Raw genomic sequence first — 16,505 nt, forward strand, 5'->3', positions numbered from 1 at the left:
TATTGGGCGTTTGCCCCAAGCGTCACTTATGCTTCATTCATGATCGAGGCCCGTCATCTCCGCGTCCTGCGTGCCGTCGCCGCCACCGGCTCCTTCTCGGCCGCCGCGCGCGAGCTCGGCTGCACCCAGCCCGCCGTCAGCCAGCAGATGAAGGCGCTCGAAGCCTCCGCGGGTACGACGCTGCTGATCCGCACCGGGCGCGAGATGCGCCTGACCCAGGCGGGCGAGGCCCTGGTGCGGCACGCCGCCGGGATTCTGGCGGGGCTGACCGCCGCCGAGGAGGAGGTCGCCGCGATCGCGGGCCTGCGGGCGGGCCGGGTCCGCCTGGTCTCCTTCCCCAGCGGCAGCTCGACGCTGGTGCCGAGCGCGCTCGCCGCCCTGCGTGCCGCGCACCCCGGCACCCGGGTCTCGCTGGTGGAGGCCGAACCGCCGCGCTCGGTGGAGATGCTGCGCGAGGGCGACTGCGACGTGGCGCTCGCCTTCCGGTACGACGGCGCGTCCGCCGCCGAGGAGTGGGACGACCTGGTCGTGCGCCCGCTGCTCGCCGACCGGCTCGTCGGCCTCGTGCCCGAGGGGCATCGGCTCGCCAGGGCGGATTCGGTCGCCATCGGGGAGCTGGCCGACGAGCCGTGGATCGCGGGCTGTCCGCGCTGCCGCAGGCAGCTGGTCGAGGTCTGCGAGGGGGCGGGATTCGTGCCCCGCATCGACTTCGCGACGGACGACTATCCGGCGGTGATCGGCCTGGTCGGCGCCGGCCTGGGAGTGGCGGTGCTCCCCGAGCTCGCCATCGAGTCCGTACGCCCCAAAGGTGCACGCACAGTGACGGTGGAGCCTGCCGTCCAGCGCGAGATCGTCGCGCTCACCCTGCCGGATCTGGCGCAGGTGCCCGCCGTGGCGGCCACCCTGGACCACCTGGCGCGGGCCGCGGAGCGCTGAGCGCCCGCGAAGAAACGTTCCTTCAAGTGCGCGTGACCATGCCGCCGCTCGACGAGGAAGCCGACGCCGACGGCGCGGACGTCGTGACGAGGCGGTTGCGGGCGCGGCCCATGAGCTCCTCGCGCTCGTCCTCGGTAAGACCGCCCCAGACGCCGTACGGCTCCCGTACCGCGAGGGCGTGAGCGGCGCACTCCGCGCGTACGGGGCACCTCATGCAGACCTCCTTGGCGGAGTTCTCACGTGCGCTGCGTGCCGCGCCCCGCTCGCCCTCGGGGTGGAAGAAGAGCGAGCTGTCGACCCCCCGGCAGGCGGCGAGGAGCTGCCAGTCCCAGAGATCTGCGTTCGGTCCGGGAAGGCGGGAGAAATCTGCCATTGCTTGTCTCCTGGTAGCCGTTCTGCGCGGATACGGTGCCCATGACCGTACATCTACTGTCTAAGGAGATGAAAATATGACTCATTGGAAAATCTAGCCACAGACACCAGCAAAAGGGAAGGAAGGCGGCTAAATGGGGCATGGGTTGTGATGAAAGGTTGAGGGTCTCTTGCGCTGCCTGCTCTGTGTCCGCGCCCTCACGTAGAGTGCCGAACGTGGCCCACCGCCCCGTAACTCTTTCGGGTGACCGTCGTTGAGAGTGCGAGGCGGTTGAAAGAACAAGCGCTCGGGCAGATGTCCGAGAGCGTCAACCGCACAGGTGACGAATATGTACCAGCCTGGAGGCTCAAGGTGACGCGCATCAGCTGCGGAGGGCGGCCATGACATCCGTCCTCGTCTGCGACGACTCCCCGCTTGCCCGAGAGGCGCTCCGCCGCGCGGTCGCGACCGTGCCCGGCGTCGAGCGCGTGACGACAGCGGCCAACGGCGAGGAAGTCCTCCGCCGCTGGGGCGCCGACCGCTCGGACCTGATTCTGATGGACGTACGCATGCCCGGACTGGGCGGCGTCGAGACGGTCCGGCGGCTGCTGTCCGCCGACCCCGGTGCGCGCATCATCATGCTCACCGTGGCCGAGGATCTGGACGGTGTCGCGCTCGCGGTCGCCGCCGGTGCCCGCGGCTATCTGCACAAGGACGCCTCGCGCGCCGAACTACGGGCGACCGTGACCCAGGCGCTCGCCGACCCGACGTGGCGGCTCGCTCCGCGCAGACTGCGCTCGGCCGAGATGGGCGCGGCGCCCACACTCACCGCGCGTGAGATCCAAGTGCTCGAGGGCATGAGCCACGGCCGGTCGAACGCCGAGATCGGACGTGAGCTTTTTCTCTCCGAGGACACGGTCAAGACCCACGCCCGGCGGTTGTTCAAGAAGCTCGGCGCCTCGGACCGCGCGCACGCCGTGGCGCTCGGTTTCCGCTGGGGCCTGGTCCGATAGGTGTGCCGCCGTGCGGGCACGGCGACCCCCGCCCGCCGTGTGGTGGGCGGGGTGACGGACGCCCGTCGCTCCCTCTCGCGGGAGCGGTTGCCGTTGCTTCGCCGCCGATGCCGCATCCTTGAGGTGTGGAGTTCCTCGGGGACAGGTCGGTCGAGCGGGAGGGGAGGGCGCACGAGATGAGTTCCGGCGCACCTGCTCATAACGCTTCGGTGCACAACTACGGACGTGGTGCCACGGATCAATCGGCGCCAAGGCACCATGGACCGATGCGCGATGACAAGACGACGGTGATCGGTGCCCTCGTCCTTCGCGCGGTCGAGGGTGATGAGCAGGCCACGCACGATCTGCTGGCTCATGTGCACCCCCTGGCGCTGCGGTACTGCCGCACGCGGCTCTCCCGACTGCCGGGTGACGCACGGCACTTCGTGGAGGACCTGGCGCAGGAAGTGTGCGTCGCGGTCCTCCTCGCCCTGCCGCGTTACAAGGACACGGGGCGCCCCTTCGAGGCCTTCGTCTTCGCGATCGCCGCGCACAAGGTCGCCGACCTGCAGCGCGCGGCGATGCGCCATCCCGGTTCCACGGCGGTGCCGTCGGACGAGATGCCGGAGCGGCCCGACGACTCCCTCGGTCCCGAGGAGCGCGCGCTGCTCAGCAGCGACGCCGAATGGGCCAAGAAGCTCATGGCCAACCTTCCGGAGAACCAGCGCGAGCTGCTGCTCCTGAGGATCGCCGTCGGGCTCACCGCCGAGGAGACCGGGCAGATGCTGGGCATGTCGCCGGGGGCCGTGCGGGTCGCGCAGCATCGCGCGCTGAGCCGGCTGCGGGCACTGGCCGAGCAGTAACGATCACCGGTCGCCCGATCGTCGCCTTCCCTGTCCGTTCATGACGTATGAACGTACAAACATGGTCGATGATCTTGATCGTGGAATGAGACACCCTCCGTTCCCGTTAGCATGGACATCCGCACCGATCAAGGCCATTTGGGGAAGGTGTCATGACTGCAAACGTCGACGGAGTGCCCGAGAAGTTCGCGACGCTCGGGCTGACCTACGACGACGTGCTGCTGCTGCCCGGCGCGTCGGAAGTCCTCCCGAACGCGGTCGACACCTCGTCCCGTATCTCCCGCAACGTGCGCGTGAACATTCCGCTGCTGTCCGCGGCGATGGACAAGGTCACCGAGGCCCGCATGGCGATCGCCATGGCGCGCCAGGGTGGTGTCGGCGTGCTGCACCGCAACCTGTCGATCGAGGACCAGGTCAACCAGGTCGACCTGGTGAAGCGCTCCGAGTCCGGCATGGTCACCGACCCGATCACCGTGAACCCGGACGCCACGCTGGGCGAGGCCGACGCGCTGTGCGCCAAGTTCCGCATCAGCGGCGTCCCGGTGACCGACCCGGCGGGCAAGCTGCTCGGCATCGTCACCAACCGCGACATGGCCTTCGAGAACGACCGCAGCCGCCAGGTGCGCGAGGTCATGACGCCCATGCCGCTCGTGACCGGCAAGGTCGGCATCTCCGGCGTCGACGCCATGGAGCTGCTGCGCCGCCACAAGATCGAGAAGCTGCCGCTCGTCGACGACGCGGGCATCCTCAAGGGCCTCATCACGGTCAAGGACTTCAAGAAGGCCGAGCAGTACCCGAACGCGGCCAAGGACGCCGAGGGCCGTCTCCTCGTCGGTGCCGCCGTCGGCGCGAGCCCCGAGGCGCTGGAGCGCGCGCAGGCCCTGGCCGGCGCGGGCGTGGACTTCCTCATCGTCGACACCTCGCACGGGCACAACAGCAACGCCCTGAGCTGGATGTCGAAGATCAAGTCGGGCGTGGGCGTCGACGTCATCGGCGGCAACGTCGCGACGCGTGACGGCGCGCAGGCACTGATCGACGCCGGTGTCGACGGCGTCAAGGTCGGTGTCGGCCCGGGTTCCATCTGCACCACGCGCGTGGTCGCCGGAATCGGCGTCCCGCAGGTCACCGCCATCTACGAGGCGGCGGTCGCGGCGCGTGCGGCCGGCGTCCCGGTCATCGGCGACGGCGGCCTCCAGTACTCCGGTGACATCGGCAAGGCGCTGGCCGCCGGCGCCGACACCGTGATGCTCGGTTCGCTGCTCGCGGGCTGCGAGGAGTCGCCGGGTGAGCTGATGTTCATCAACGGCAAGCAGTTCAAGTCCTACCGCGGCATGGGTTCGCTCGGTGCCATGCAGTCCCGTGGCCAGGGTCGTTCGTACTCGAAGGACCGCTACTTCCAGGCGGAGGTCTCCTCGGACGACAAGCTCGTCCCCGAGGGCATCGAGGGCCAGGTGGCCTACCGCGGCCCGCTGGCCAACGTGCTGCACCAGCTCGTCGGCGGCCTGCGCCAGACGATGGGCTACGTGGGCGCCGCCTCCATCGACGAGATGGAGTCCAAGGGCCGCTTCGTGCGCATCACGTCGGCGGGCCTCAAGGAGAGCCACCCGCACGACATCCAGATGACGGTCGAGGCGCCGAACTACACGAACAAGCGCTGACCCTTCCGTGGAGCGCTGACAGCGCTCCACGCGCGCGTGGGGGCGGTCCGGATTCCCGGGTCCGCCCCCTTTGCGTGCGTCGGGGATACTGGAGCGGCAGACCGAGTGCCGAAGTGCCGAAGAAGTGCGAAGTACCGAAGAAAGCTGAAGGGCCACCCACGTGACTGAGATCGAGATCGGGCGCGGCAAGCGCGGCCGCCGGGCGTACGCCTTCGACGACATCGCCGTCGTGCCTAGCCGTCGTACCCGCGACCCGAAGGAGGTCTCGATCGCCTGGCAGATCGACGCCTACCGCTTCGAGCTGCCCTTCCTGGCGGCGCCGATGGACTCGGTCGTCTCGCCGCAGACCGCGATCCGCATCGGTGAGCTGGGTGGTCTGGGCGTCCTGAACCTCGAGGGCCTGTGGACGCGGTACGAGGACCCGCAGCCGCTGCTCGACGAGATCGCGGAGCTGGACACCGACAACGCGACCCGTCGCCTCCAGGAGATCTACTCCGCGCCGATCAAGGCCGACCTGATCGGGCAGCGCATCAAGGAGGTGCGCGACTCGGGCGTGGTCACCGCCGCCGCGCTCTCCCCGCAGCGCACCGCCGAGTTCTCCAAGGCCGTCGTGGACGCCGGCGTGGACATCTTCGTCATCCGCGGGACCACCGTCTCCGCCGAGCACGTCTCCGGTGCCGCCGAGCCGCTCAACCTCAAGCAGTTCATCTACGAGCTCGACGTCCCGGTGATCGTCGGCGGCTGCGCCACGTACACCGCGGCGCTGCACCTGATGCGCACGGGCGCGGCCGGTGTCCTCGTCGGCTTCGGCGGCGGCGCCGCGCACACCACGCGCAACGTCCTGGGCATCCAGGTGCCGATGGCCACGGCCGTCGCGGACGTCGCGGCCGCCCGCCGCGACTACATGGACGAGTCCGGCGGCCGGTACGTGCACGTCATCGCCGACGGCGGCGTGGGCTGGTCCGGCGACCTGCCCAAGGCCATCGCCTGCGGCGCCGACTCGGTGATGATCGGCTCCCCGCTGGCGCGCGCCACGGACGCGCCCGGCAAGGGCCACCACTGGGGCATGGAGGCCGTGCACGAGGACGTGCCGCGCGGCAAGCGCGTCGACCTCGGTGTGGTCGGCACGACCGAGGAGATCCTCAGCGGTCCCTCGCACATCCCGGACGGCTCGATGAACTTCTTCGGGGCGCTGCGCCGTGCGATGGCGACGACGGGCTACAGCGAGCTCAAGGAGTTCCAGCGCGTCGAGGTGACGGTCGCGGACGCGCAGCACAAGCGCTGATCGACTTCTTCTTTAAGAAGGGCCCCGGTACTCGTACCGGGGCCCTTCTCCGTGTGTCAGAGCTTCGTGTGTCGGAGCTTCGTGGGTCAGAGCCGGTGGGCGGCGCCGGCCGGGGTCGCGCCCCTCGTGTCGAGGAGCAGCTGGGCCTTCACGGCCAGACCCTGCAGGTCGTACGTGCGGTGGTGCTGGAGCAGGATCGTGAGGTCGGCGTCGGCCGCCGCTTCGTAGAGGGAGTCCGCGCGGGGGACGGGGTGGCCCAGGACGCTCCAGCTGGGCACGTAGGGGTCGTGGTAGCTGACGGCGGCGCCCATCTCCATCAGGCGGGTCGCGACCTCCTGGGCGGGGGAGCCCTGCTGGTCGGCGAGGTCGGGCTTGTAGGTGACGCCGAGGAGCAGGACGCGGGCGCCGCGGGCGGACTTGCCGTGTTCGTTGAGCAGGGTCGCCGAGCGCTGGATCACGTACCGGGGCATGCGGTCGTTGACCTGCTGGGCCAGTTCGACCATGCGCAGGGGGCGGGCGCCGCGGCCGGGGCCCGGGATGTCCAGGGGGACTCCGTGCCCGCCGACGCCGGGTCCCGGGCGGAAGGCCTGGAAGCCGAAGGGCTTGGTCTCGGCGCAGCGGATGACGTCCCACAGGTCGATGCTCAGGTCGTGGCAGAGCACGGCCATCTCGTTGACCAGGGCCATGTTCACGTGCCGGTAGTTGGTCTCCAGGAGGTGCACGGTCTCGGCCTCGCGCGGGCCACGCGCGCGTACGACCTTGTCGGTGAGGCGGCCGTAGAAGGCGGCGGCCGATTCGGTGCAGGCCGGGGTGAGACCGCCGATGACCTTGGGGGTGCCCGCGTAGCCGTGGGTGCGGTTGCCCGGGTCGAGGCGGCCGGGCGAGTGCGCGAGGTGGAAGTCGCGGCCGGCGCGCAGGCCTGAGCCCTCTTCGAGGATGGGGCGCAGGAATTCCTCCGTGGTTCCGGGGTACGCGGGTGACTCGAGGATGACCGTGGTGTGCGGGCGCAGCCGTGCGGCGAGTGCGCGGGCGGCTTCGGCCACCTGGCTCAGGTCGAGGGAGCGGTCCGCCGCCGGAGGGGTGGGAGCGCAGATGACCGCGGTGCGGACCCGGCCGAGCTGGACCGGGTCGGTGGTGGGCCGGAAGCCCCCCGAGAGCATCCGGCGGACATCGGCGGCGGTGAGGGTTCCCTCGGCGCCGTCGCAGGGCAGGCGGCCGCTTGCCAGGTCGACGGCGCGTACGGGGTCGTAGCCGATGGTGGCGATGCCGCCGGAGACGGCGGCCTGGGCGAGGGGCAGGCCGAGGTGGCCGAGTCCGATGACGGCGAGATCTGCGGGCATGGCGGTGGGCCGTCCTCCCAATAGCCGGAGCGGGACGAGCGCGCAAGCCCTGTGGACAAGGTGGACCAGCGCAATGTCAGACTAGGAGTAAATATGACCGTTATGCGGCATTGCGCTGCGCCGGGCGTCGGAGTGTTGGCCCCGGGTTGTCCACAGGCGGCGGTCGAACAAAGCGGACCCGACCAGAATCTGGGCATGATGTGAGCGCGACCACACCCGACAGCTAACGGGAGGCAGCGGTGAGGACAGCGACCTTGGGGCCGGCGGAGCGTGCCGAGTCACTTGCGGGAATGGCCGAGCGGGAGCTGGATGTCCTGGTCGTGGGCGCGGGAGTGGTCGGTGCGGGCACCGCACTGGACGCCGTGACCCGCGGCCTGTCCACCGGCCTCGTCGAGGCGCGGGACTGGGCGTCGGGCACGTCGAGCCGATCCAGCAAGCTGATCCACGGCGGCCTGCGCTATCTGGAGATGCTCGACTTCGCGCTGGTGCGCGAGGCGCTGAAGGAGCGCGGCCTGCTCCTGGAGCGGCTCGCCCCGCACCTCGTGAAGCCGGTGCCGTTCCTGTACCCCTTGCAGCACAAGGGCTGGGAGCGGATCTACGCCGGATCGGGCGTCGCGTTGTACGACGCCATGTCGATGTCGCGAGGGCACGGCCGAGGCCTGCCCATGCACCGCCACCTGACCCGGCGTCACGCCCTGCGCGTCGCCCCGTGCCTGAAGAAGGACGCGCTGACGGGGGCCATGCAGTACTACGACGCGCAGATGGACGACGCGCGCTATGTGGCCACCCTGGTGCGCACAGCGGCGGCGTACGGCGCGAAGGTCGCCAACCGCGCGCGGGTCACGGGCTTCCTGCGCGAGGGCGAGCGCGTCGTCGGCGCCCGGGTGCAGGACGTCGAGGGCGGCGGGGAGTACGAGGTCCGGGCCAAGCAGGTGGTGAACGCCACCGGCGTGTGGACGGACGACACCCAGGCGATGGTCGGCGAGCGCGGACAGTTCCACGTCAGGGCCTCCAAGGGCATCCACCTGGTCGTGCCCAAGGACCGGATCAACTCGACGACCGGGCTGATCCTGCGGACGGAGAAGAGCGTCCTCTTCGTCATCCCGTGGGGACGGCACTGGATCGTGGGGACCACCGACACCGACTGGGACCTGGACAAGGCGCATCCGGCGGCGTCCAGCGCCGACATCGACTATCTGCTCGAGCATGTGAACTCGGTGCTCGCGGTGCCCCTTTCACGCGACGACGTCCAAGGGGTGTACGCCGGCCTGCGACCGCTGCTCGCGGGCGAGTCGGACGCCACGAGCAAGCTGTCGCGCGAGCACACGGTGGCACATCCGGCGCCCGGCCTCGTGGTCATCGCGGGCGGCAAGTACACGACGTACCGAGTAATGGCGAAGGATGCCGTGGACGAGGCGGTGCACGCGCTCGACCAGCGGGTCGCCGACTGCGTCACCGAGGACATTCCGCTGGTCGGCGCCGAGGGATACAAGGCGCTGTGGAACGCGCGCGCCAGGATCGCCGCCCGCACCGGGCTCCATGTGGTGCGCGTGGAACACCTGTTGAACCGGTACGGCTCGCTGGCCGAGGAAGTCCTCGAGCTCGTCACGGCCGACCCCACGCTGGGCGAGCCGCTCCAGGCCGCGGACGACTATCTGCGCGCCGAGATCGTCTATGCCGCCTCGCACGAGGGGGCACGGCACCTGGACGACGTGCTGACCCGGCGCACGCGCATCTCGATCGAGACGTTCGACCGGGGCACGCGCAGCGCGCGGGTGTGCGCGGAGCTGATGGCGCCGGTCCTCGGCTGGGACAAGGACCAGGTGGAGCGGGAGGTGCAGCACTACGAGAAGCGGGTGGAGGCGGAGCGGGAGTCGCAGCGGCAGCCGGACGACCTGACGGCGGACGCGGCGCGGCTGGGCGCACCGGACATCGTGCCGCTCTAACCCCGGGTTGAGCGCCGGGGACAGAACTCAGCCGTCAGGAGTGTCCGTTCGAGGCCCGGGTCGGCTATCGCGTCCGTGTTGACCCGGAACGTGAGGACGCGGTCGCCGTCGCGGGTGGCCGCGGTGCGCACGTAGCTTCCGGGGATGCGTCCGTTGTGGCCCCAGACCGTGGTGCCGCAGGGCAGCTTCTGCGGGTAGAGGCCCATGCCGTAGCGGCCTTCCGCCGCGCGGGTGTTGAGCATCTGGCGGAGCTGGGGCGCGGGGAGCAGCCGGCCGGCGAGCAGGGCGGCGTAGAAGCGGTCCAGGTCGGTGAGCGTGGAGATCAGCTCGCCCGCGGCGCCCGCGACGCTCGGGTCGAGGGCGGTGACGTCCTGGCCCTCGCTCGTGTACGCGCGGCCGTGCGGGGACGGCAGCGTGGTGCGGGTGCCGGGGAAGGAAGTGCCGGACAGACGGAGGGGGGTGATGATGCGGCGTTCGGTCTCGGTGGCGTACGAGCGGCCGGTGACCTGCCTGATCACCATGCCGATGACGACGTAGTTGGTGTTGGAGTACGACCAGCGGCCGGGTGTGGTCGCGGGGAGGGCGAGGGCGGTGCGGACCGCCTCCGTCGGAGTGAGGGGGACGAGGCCTTTGGTGCCGGTGGTGTAGTCCGCGAGGCCGCTGGTGTGGGTGAGCAGGGAACGCAGCGTGAGGGTGCGGCCGTCGAGCCCTCTGCCGCGGATGAGGCCGGGCAGATGGCGGTCCACGGGGTCGGACAGGGACAGACGCCGTTCGGCGGCGAGTTGGAGCGCGACCGTCGCGATGAACGTCTTGGTGATGCTGCCGGCGCGGAAGTGGTCGGTGCGGCGGATGCGGATGCGGTCGGCGTCACCGGTGCCGCGCGCGCCGGGGAGTCGGCGGGCGCTCTCGGTGTCGGCCCCGCTGCCGCTACTGACGTCGCTGCCGCCCTTGCCGTTGCTCGTACCGGTGTTGGGTGTCGGGGTTTTGTCCGTGCCTGTGGTGGTGTCGGCGGCGGTGAGCTGGTCGGCGTGCGCGAAGTGCCAGCGGGGCCGTTGGGCCCTCTGCTGTCCCGTTTGTGGGTCCGGGGCGCCCGGCACGGGCGTTGACCAGGAGGCTTCGCGGGCCAACAGAGCCGCGGCGGGGGCCTTGCCTCGGGTGACGAGCAACGGAAGAGTGGCGTCCGTGGCCGGTTTCGAGGCCGGCGGCGCACTGGCGGAAGCCAGGCCGATGAGGGCCACCACAAGGGGTATGGCCAGCAGTGTCCGTTGATTGGGCATGGCGGTCCCTCCCTGTGCGGAGCCCATCATGAGGGACGTTGGACCCTGGGCGTAGACCGGTCCCGAAGTGAGGGACAATGGAGGCTCTGTCAGGGCGGGTTGCGCGGGTAGCAGCGGTAGCAGCAGAGGGGACGCATGTCGGACGCGGAGCAGGCGGGTCAGTCCCGCCAGGACAAGAGCGAACGTCTCCTCTCCGGGCGCTACCGGCTGGGAGAAGTGCTCGGCCGCGGCGGAATGGGAACCGTCTGGCGCGCCAAGGACGAGACACTCGGCCGGACCGTCGCGGTGAAGGAACTGCGCTTTCCCTCGAGCATCGACGAGGAGGAGAAGCGCCGGCTCATCACGCGTACGTTGCGTGAGGCCAAGGCCATCGCGCGGATCCGCAACACCAGTGCGGTCACCGTGTACGACGTGGTCGACGAGGACGACCGGCCGTGGATCGTGATGGAGCTCGTCGAGGGCAAGTCGCTCGCCGAGGCCATTCGCGAGGACGGGCTGCTCACGCCGAGGCGCGCGGCCGAGGTCGGCCTCGCGGTGCTCGACGTCCTGCGGTCCGCGCACCGCGAGGGGATTCTGCACCGTGACGTGAAGCCGTCCAACGTGCTGATCGCCGAGGACGGCCGGGTCGTCCTCACGGACTTCGGCATCGCGCAGGTGGAGGGCGACCCGTCGATCACGTCCACCGGCATGCTCGTCGGAGCGCCTTCGTACATCTCGCCGGAGCGGGCGCGTGGGCACAAGCCGGGCCCGGCGGCCGACATGTGGTCGCTGGGCGGTCTGCTGTACGCGGCGGTGGAAGGCGTTCCTCCGTACGACAAGGGGTCGGCGATCGCGACCCTCACCGCGGTGATGACCGAGGACGTCGAACAGCCGACGAACGCGGGCCCCTTGGAGAAGGTCATCTACGGCCTGCTCGCCAAGGACCCCGAGCAGCGGCTCGACGACGCGGGGGCGCGTGCGCTCCTGGTCGACGTGATTCACGCGCCCGAGGTCAAGGACGAGCCGGAGCCGGTCGACGCGACGAAGGTCGTGCCGTTGCCTCCGGTGCCGCCGACCTTGGGGAAGCGGTTCGGCAAGGGCAGGAGCAAGAGCGGCGTCGGCCGTGCGGCCGGGGCGGGAGCGGCGGCCGGTGGCGCAGCTGCTGGTGCCGCGGGTTCTGCTGGCGCTGCGGGTGCCGCGGGTGCTTCTGGTGCGGCGGCCACGCCCGAGTCCGCCGGGGCCTCCGGGACCACTGAGTCCTCCGTGGACTCCGGTGGCCGTAAGGGCGAGGAGGCCGCTGAGCGGCTCAAGGGCGCGCTCCGGTCGGTGCGGAAGGCTGCGGCCGCGGCCACCACGCGGGGTGCGGGGGCGGGCGCTGGAGCCGGGGCGGCTGCTTCCGGTTCTGCTTCGCCTTCCGGCGCCGGCTCAGGAGCCGGTACCGGTTCTGGCGCGGTGGCGGAGAAGCCGTCGCGTTCCGGGGCGGCCGGAGCAGCCGCAGGGGCGGCTGCGTCTGCACCCGCATCTGGTTCTGGTTCAGGTTCTGGGTCTGTACCTGCTTCCTCCGCTTCCGCTCCGCCGGTTCCCGCCACGCCGCCGCGTGCGACGCCGCCCAAGGCCTCGCTCACCGACGTGGTGCCCCGGCGCACGCTGGTGATCATCTCGGTGGCCCTCGTGCTCGCGGTCCTCGGGACTGTGCTGGCCTTCGCCCTGAACAGCGGGGACGAGAGCGGTGGGCAGGACAGCAAGGGCGGCGGGGACAAGGCCGCGTCCAGCGGGGCGACCGCGGGCAGCGGCAAGCAGGACAAGGAGGAGGACAAGAACACCGGGCAGGACGACGCCGAGAAGGACCGGGACAAGACGGAAGCCAGCGCCGGTTCGGGTGCGAGCCCCGGTACGGACGAGAGCAAGGACCCGGGCGAGGGCGACGACGACAGCGGCAAGGACCCCGGCAAGGAGCCGGGCGCCGGCGCCGACTCGACGTACAAGCACTCCCAAGGTTTCTCGGTGGGCCTGCCCAAGGGCTGGAAGTACCAGACCACGGCTGCCGCGGGCGCGCGTTTCACCGGTCCTGACGGGCAGAAGCTGCTGATCGGCTGGACCCCCACCCCCAAGTCCGACCCCGTGGGCGACTGGAAGAAGCAGGAGTCGTACATGGTCCGGTCGCAGTACAAGCGGATCCGGATAGAGAAGGTCGACTACCGCGGCTGGAACACGGCGGACTGGGAGTTCACGTACGTCGACGGCGGCACGAAGTACCGCTCGATAGACCGCGGCTTCGTCGTCAACGGCAGTCTGGGCTACGGAATGATGTACACGGCCAAGGCTGACAAGTGGGACAGCGCCGAGCGCAAGGACACGTGGAAGACCTTCACGAAGTCGTTCGAGCCGAAGAAGTAGCGGCGGCGTGGCGGGGAGTCCGCGGAACGGGGCCTGACGGGGAGTCCGCGGAACAGCCCTGACGGGGAGTCCGCGGAACAGGTCCCGGCGAGATCTCGAATCCCCTCAATGTGGTTTGCCTCCGGCACGTATCGTGAGTGCCTGCGGACCGTACGCAGCCGCAACAGGGCGTAAGACGAACGGAATTGACCACCGGGCGGACGGGGGAGGCGTCGTGGACGAATACGCGGGGCGGGTACTCGCCGACCGCTACCGCCTGCCGCTGCCTCCCGCGGACGAGTACGAACTCGCCGAGACGCGGGCCTTCGACACCTACAGCGGGCAGGAAGTCCTGGTCAGGCAGGTCCCCTTGCCTGAGGTCGTCGACGCGGAAGTGCTCGAGCTCGACGAGCGCGACCTCCCGGAGGGAGAGCTTCCGGCGGGGTTCGTGAGCGCGGGGGCGGTGCGGCGGCCGTCGGCGCGTACGACGCGGAGGCCGTCGGACCCGGCCGTGCGGCGCGCGATAGAGGCGGCGCAGGCCGCCGCGCAGATTCCCGACCATCCGCGGCTCGACCAGGTCTTCGACGTGTTCGCCGAGGGCGGTTCGCTGTGGATAGTCAGCGAGTTGGTGGCGGCGAGGCCGCTGGCAGCGCTGCTCGCGGACCGGCCGCTGAGCCCGTACCGGGCGGCGGAGATCGCGTCGGACGTGGTGACGGCGCTGCGGGTGCTGCACGCGCACGGCTGGGTCCACCGGAACATCACCGCCCGCACGGTCCTGGTCTGCGACGACGGCCGGGTGGTCCTCACGGGCCTGGCGGCGGGCGCGGCGGAAGAGGCGCTGTGCGGGTACGACCCTCGCCCCGAGGAGTTCCTCGCGGGGTTCGAGGACGGGGCTGGTGCCGGTGCCAGTGCTGGTTCCGGTGGCGGGTCCGATACGGATGAGCCCGATGCCGGGCAGCCCGACCAGGCCCATGAGGTCGAAGAGGCACGCCCCAGCGCCATAGCCGCGTATCGCGCCGGGGCTCGGGCCGCGGCGCGGGTGAGCGAGGACGAGGGGCGACGCGGCCCCGCCGCGCCGGGTGGGGAGTTGCCGGGGCCCAGGGGCGGTGAATCGGCGCAGGTCGAGGGATACCAGGGACACCAGGGACATCAGGGCTACGAGGGCTACGAGGGGTACGACGATGAAGGGCCGCGCGGGTACGGCGCGGAGGGCGGGAGCGGGGGCGGGGGCGGCAGCCGCAGCGGGGGCCGTGACGAGGCGGAGGCTGCCGGACGGATCCTGGACCCGTATGGCGTCGGGGAGACGAAGCAGTGGCACGGGGCCGTGCCGAGGAGCCGGGGCGCGGGGGCGTCGAACTCTGGTGCTGGTGCTGGTGCTGGTGCGGGCAAGGGCGTTGGGGGTGCTGGGGGCGTTGAAGGGGTTGGCGGGGCGCCTGGCCGCCGGGCCGGTCGTGGATTTGATGGGCAGGGGCTTGGGGGCGGCCGGGACGAGCTGACCCAGCCGGGTCAGCTGGGCCCCGCCGGTGACCGTGACAGGCGGGGCGCTAGGTCCGGCTCCGGCCACGACGCCGGCTCCGGCCACAACTCCGACTCCGGCACCGGCTACAGCTCCGGCACCGGCTACAGCCACGGCACCGGCTCTGACTACAGCCACGGCTCCGGCATCGGTTACAGCCAGGGCTCCGGCTCTGACTACAGCCAGGGCTCCGGCTACGGAGGACAAGGCTTCAGCCCCGCGTCCCGGCACGACGCCCCGGCATCCACCCCCAGCCACACCCAGCCCCCAGCCACACCCACCCCCGCTCCCGCCACCTCCGCCACCCCCTCCACATCCGGCCACAGCTACTGGGACGCCCTCGTCGCCGAGCGGAGTGGGGCCCGGCGTGGGCCCGCCACCGCCCTCGCCGCCGAACGCGCCCGGCATGCGCGCATGACCGTGGTCGGTGGCGTGACCGAGCGGTGGGCGCCCGAGCAGGCCGGGCCCGTGCACGAGAACTGGCAGCTTGCCCCGCCCATCGGGCCCGCCACCGACCTCTGGGCGCTGGGCGCCCTGCTGTTCCGGGCCGTGCAGGGCCACGCGCCCTACCCGGAGGAGAGCACCTTCGAGCTCGTTCAGCTGGTGTGCGCCGAGCCGCCCGCCTTCGCGGAGGAGTGCGGTCCGCTCCGGCCCGTCGTCGAGTCGTTGCTGCGCCAGGACCCCACCGAGCGGCTCGACTTCGAGGAGCTGAACGGCTGGCTGCGGTCGCTGGTCCGCTCCGCGCCCGAGCCGGAAGCCGGTGTGAACGTCGTGCCCGCGCCGCCGTTCGACGCCAGGCGGCTGCCTGTCGTACGCCGTCGCGGTGATCTCGTACGCCGCAAGAAGCGGCGCGCCCCCGCGCCCGCCGCCACGCCCAAGCCGAACTCCCGGCAGAACGGGCGCCGCAAGCACAAGCAGCACAAGCGGGGGCGGGAGACCAGGCCGGTCGCCCCGGCTCCCGCGGCCGCCTCCGCCGCCGCGTTCGGATCCGCCTCCGCCTTCGCGTCCGGACCCGCACCCGCACGCGCGGCCGCACCCCCGCGCGCACCCGCGCCCAAGCGCGGCGGGACGGGGCGGCCGCGTTCCCTGGGGCGCCTGCTGCTCATCCTCATCCTGGTCGGGCTCGTCGCGGCGGTCGCGTACGCCGTGGCCTTCATGCCCAAGGCGGGGGAGAACGAGGGCAGCGATCGCGCGGGCTCCGCAGGGGACCCCGGCACCAGCCAGTCGCCCGACCCCGGCAGCAGCTCAAGCGCCAGGCCCAGCGAGGACGGCACGTCCGACAAGCCCGATGACAAGCCCAGCGACAAGCCCGAGAAGAGCCCCGACTCGCAGCAGCCGCAGACCAGCGGGCCCGAACTGCCCAAGGGCTTCACGCTCCGCAAGGACGCCGAGGGCTTCCGGGTCGCCGTCGCGAGCGGCTGGGACCGGCAGCCCAAGAACGGGCGGGGGCAGGTCGTCTACACGCAGGGCGACTTCGAGCTGATCGTCGTGCCGGGGCGGGACGGCACGGACGAGTACGGCAGCGACCCGATGAAGTACCAGCGCGAGCACGAGCGTGAACTTCAGCCCTTCCGCGACTCGACCTGGGCGGAGTCCTCCGGGATGCGCAGGATCGATGTGGGCGGACGGGTCATGGGTGAGGGGCAGTTCACCTGGCAGGGGCCGGGCGGCGGCGAGGTCTTCGTACGCAATCTGGCGATGATCGTCGGCGGGAAGTACCACGTCGTGCAGATCCGGGGGCCCGAGTCCGAGCGGGACGAGGTGGACCGGTTCTACGAGCAGGCATCGGCGACCTACCAGGTCACCGATTGATGCCGTCCGATCGCCTTGATGCCATCCCGGCGCCGCTCGGCAGTCACCATCTGTCCCTTTGAGTAAGGGATTTGACCGTTCTTCGGCCACAGTGGGCGAATCGGTTTCACTGCGTGACGCATCACAGTGAGGTCTCCGAGTACCCCGGAGGTTCCCCGTGCGCCACCCGCTAC

At 71.1% G+C, this 16,505-nt stretch carries 11 protein-coding genes; 8 read left to right on the forward strand and 3 right to left on the reverse strand.

Annotation, left to right across the window (positions count from 1 at the left end):
- Positions 1-39: 39 nt before the first annotated feature.
- Positions 40-936, forward strand: a complete 897-nt coding sequence (locus ACIGXX_RS42725; protein ID WP_351172088.1) for a LysR family transcriptional regulator — start codon at positions 40-42, stop codon at positions 934-936.
- Positions 937-958: 22 nt separating this feature from the next.
- Here ACIGXX_RS42725 and ACIGXX_RS42730 read toward each other — a convergent pair whose 3' ends face one another.
- On the reverse strand, positions 959-1,309 hold the full coding sequence (locus ACIGXX_RS42730; protein WP_351172091.1) for a WhiB family transcriptional regulator: 351 nt from the start codon (positions 1,307-1,309) through the stop codon (positions 959-961).
- Positions 1,310-1,689: 380 nt separating this feature from the next.
- On the opposite strand from ACIGXX_RS42730, the gene ACIGXX_RS42735 reads away from it, so the two are divergent.
- The 4 genes from ACIGXX_RS42735 (at position 1,690) to ACIGXX_RS42750 (ending at position 6,086) form a co-directional block, all read left to right on the forward strand.
- On the forward strand, positions 1,690-2,301 hold the full coding sequence (locus tag ACIGXX_RS42735; RefSeq protein ID WP_003948568.1) for a response regulator transcription factor: 612 nt from the start codon (positions 1,690-1,692) through the stop codon (positions 2,299-2,301).
- A 266-nt stretch (positions 2,302-2,567) separates the two neighbouring features.
- Positions 2,568-3,143 (forward strand): sigma-70 family RNA polymerase sigma factor, encoded by a 576-nt coding sequence (locus tag ACIGXX_RS42740; RefSeq protein ID WP_055549856.1) that lies wholly within the window; start codon positions 2,568-2,570, stop codon positions 3,141-3,143.
- 152 nt (positions 3,144-3,295) lie between these two features.
- Entirely contained in the window at positions 3,296-4,801 is a 1,506-nt protein-coding gene (guaB, locus tag ACIGXX_RS42745) for an IMP dehydrogenase (protein ID WP_361468404.1), read from the forward strand.
- A 160-nt stretch (positions 4,802-4,961) separates the two neighbouring features.
- The gene (locus ACIGXX_RS42750) at positions 4,962-6,086 is read left to right on the forward strand and encodes a GuaB3 family IMP dehydrogenase-related protein (RefSeq protein ID WP_351172098.1); all 1,125 of its coding nucleotides are present in this window, start codon (positions 4,962-4,964) and stop codon (positions 6,084-6,086) included.
- 86 nt (positions 6,087-6,172) lie between these two features.
- Here ACIGXX_RS42750 and ACIGXX_RS42755 read toward each other — a convergent pair whose 3' ends face one another.
- Entirely contained in the window at positions 6,173-7,426 is a 1,254-nt protein-coding gene (locus ACIGXX_RS42755) for a nucleotide sugar dehydrogenase (protein WP_351172101.1), read from the reverse strand.
- 239 nt (positions 7,427-7,665) lie between these two features.
- Here ACIGXX_RS42755 and ACIGXX_RS42760 point away from each other — a divergent pair, with 239 nt between their 5' ends.
- Positions 7,666-9,372 carry a glycerol-3-phosphate dehydrogenase/oxidase gene (locus tag ACIGXX_RS42760; RefSeq protein WP_351172104.1) on the forward strand — a complete coding sequence of 569 codons (1,707 nt, stop codon included), beginning with the start codon at positions 7,666-7,668 and terminating at the stop codon, positions 9,370-9,372.
- Here the strand turns inward: ACIGXX_RS42760 and ACIGXX_RS42765 are convergent.
- Complete coding sequence (locus ACIGXX_RS42765; RefSeq protein ID WP_399984464.1) at positions 9,369-10,649, reverse strand: serine hydrolase domain-containing protein; 1,281 nt, start codon at positions 10,647-10,649, stop codon at positions 9,369-9,371. The genes ACIGXX_RS42760 and ACIGXX_RS42765 overlap by 4 nt on opposite strands.
- 135 nt (positions 10,650-10,784) lie before the next feature.
- Here ACIGXX_RS42765 and ACIGXX_RS42770 point away from each other — a divergent pair, with 135 nt between their 5' ends.
- Positions 10,785-13,025: a serine/threonine-protein kinase gene (locus tag ACIGXX_RS42770; RefSeq protein ID WP_399984467.1), complete on the forward strand. Its 2,241-nt coding sequence runs from the start codon at positions 10,785-10,787 to the stop codon at positions 13,023-13,025.
- A gap of 214 nt (positions 13,026-13,239) precedes the next feature.
- The gene (locus tag ACIGXX_RS42775) at positions 13,240-16,332 is read left to right on the forward strand and encodes a protein kinase (RefSeq protein WP_399984470.1); all 3,093 of its coding nucleotides are present in this window, start codon (positions 13,240-13,242) and stop codon (positions 16,330-16,332) included.
- The last annotated feature ends 173 nt before the right edge of the window (positions 16,333-16,505 follow it).

Origin of the sequence: Streptomyces sp. NPDC055243 (genome assembly GCF_044544025.1) — a bacterium.
GTDB lineage: Bacteria > Actinomycetota > Actinomycetes > Streptomycetales > Streptomycetaceae > Streptomyces.

Bases quoted from the DNA above. Each gene is read 5' to 3' on its own strand.
- ACIGXX_RS42755 (WP_351172101.1), bottom strand. From the start codon at position 7,426: ATGCCCGCAGATCTCGCCGTCATCGGACTCGGCCACCTCGGCCTGCCC.
- guaB (WP_361468404.1), top strand. From the start codon at position 3,296: ATGACTGCAAACGTCGACGGAGTGCCCGAGAAGTTCGCGACGCTCGGG.
- ACIGXX_RS42770 (WP_399984467.1), top strand. From the start codon at position 10,785: ATGTCGGACGCGGAGCAGGCGGGTCAGTCCCGCCAGGACAAGAGCGAA.
- ACIGXX_RS42725 (WP_351172088.1), top strand. From the start codon at position 40: ATGATCGAGGCCCGTCATCTCCGCGTCCTGCGTGCCGTCGCCGCCACC.
- ACIGXX_RS42735 (WP_003948568.1), top strand. From the start codon at position 1,690: ATGACATCCGTCCTCGTCTGCGACGACTCCCCGCTTGCCCGAGAGGCG.
- ACIGXX_RS42730 (WP_351172091.1), bottom strand. From the start codon at position 1,309: ATGGCAGATTTCTCCCGCCTTCCCGGACCGAACGCAGATCTCTGGGAC.
- ACIGXX_RS42765 (WP_399984464.1), bottom strand. From the start codon at position 10,649: ATGCCCAATCAACGGACACTGCTGGCCATACCCCTTGTGGTGGCCCTC.
- ACIGXX_RS42740 (WP_055549856.1), top strand. From the start codon at position 2,568: ATGCGCGATGACAAGACGACGGTGATCGGTGCCCTCGTCCTTCGCGCG.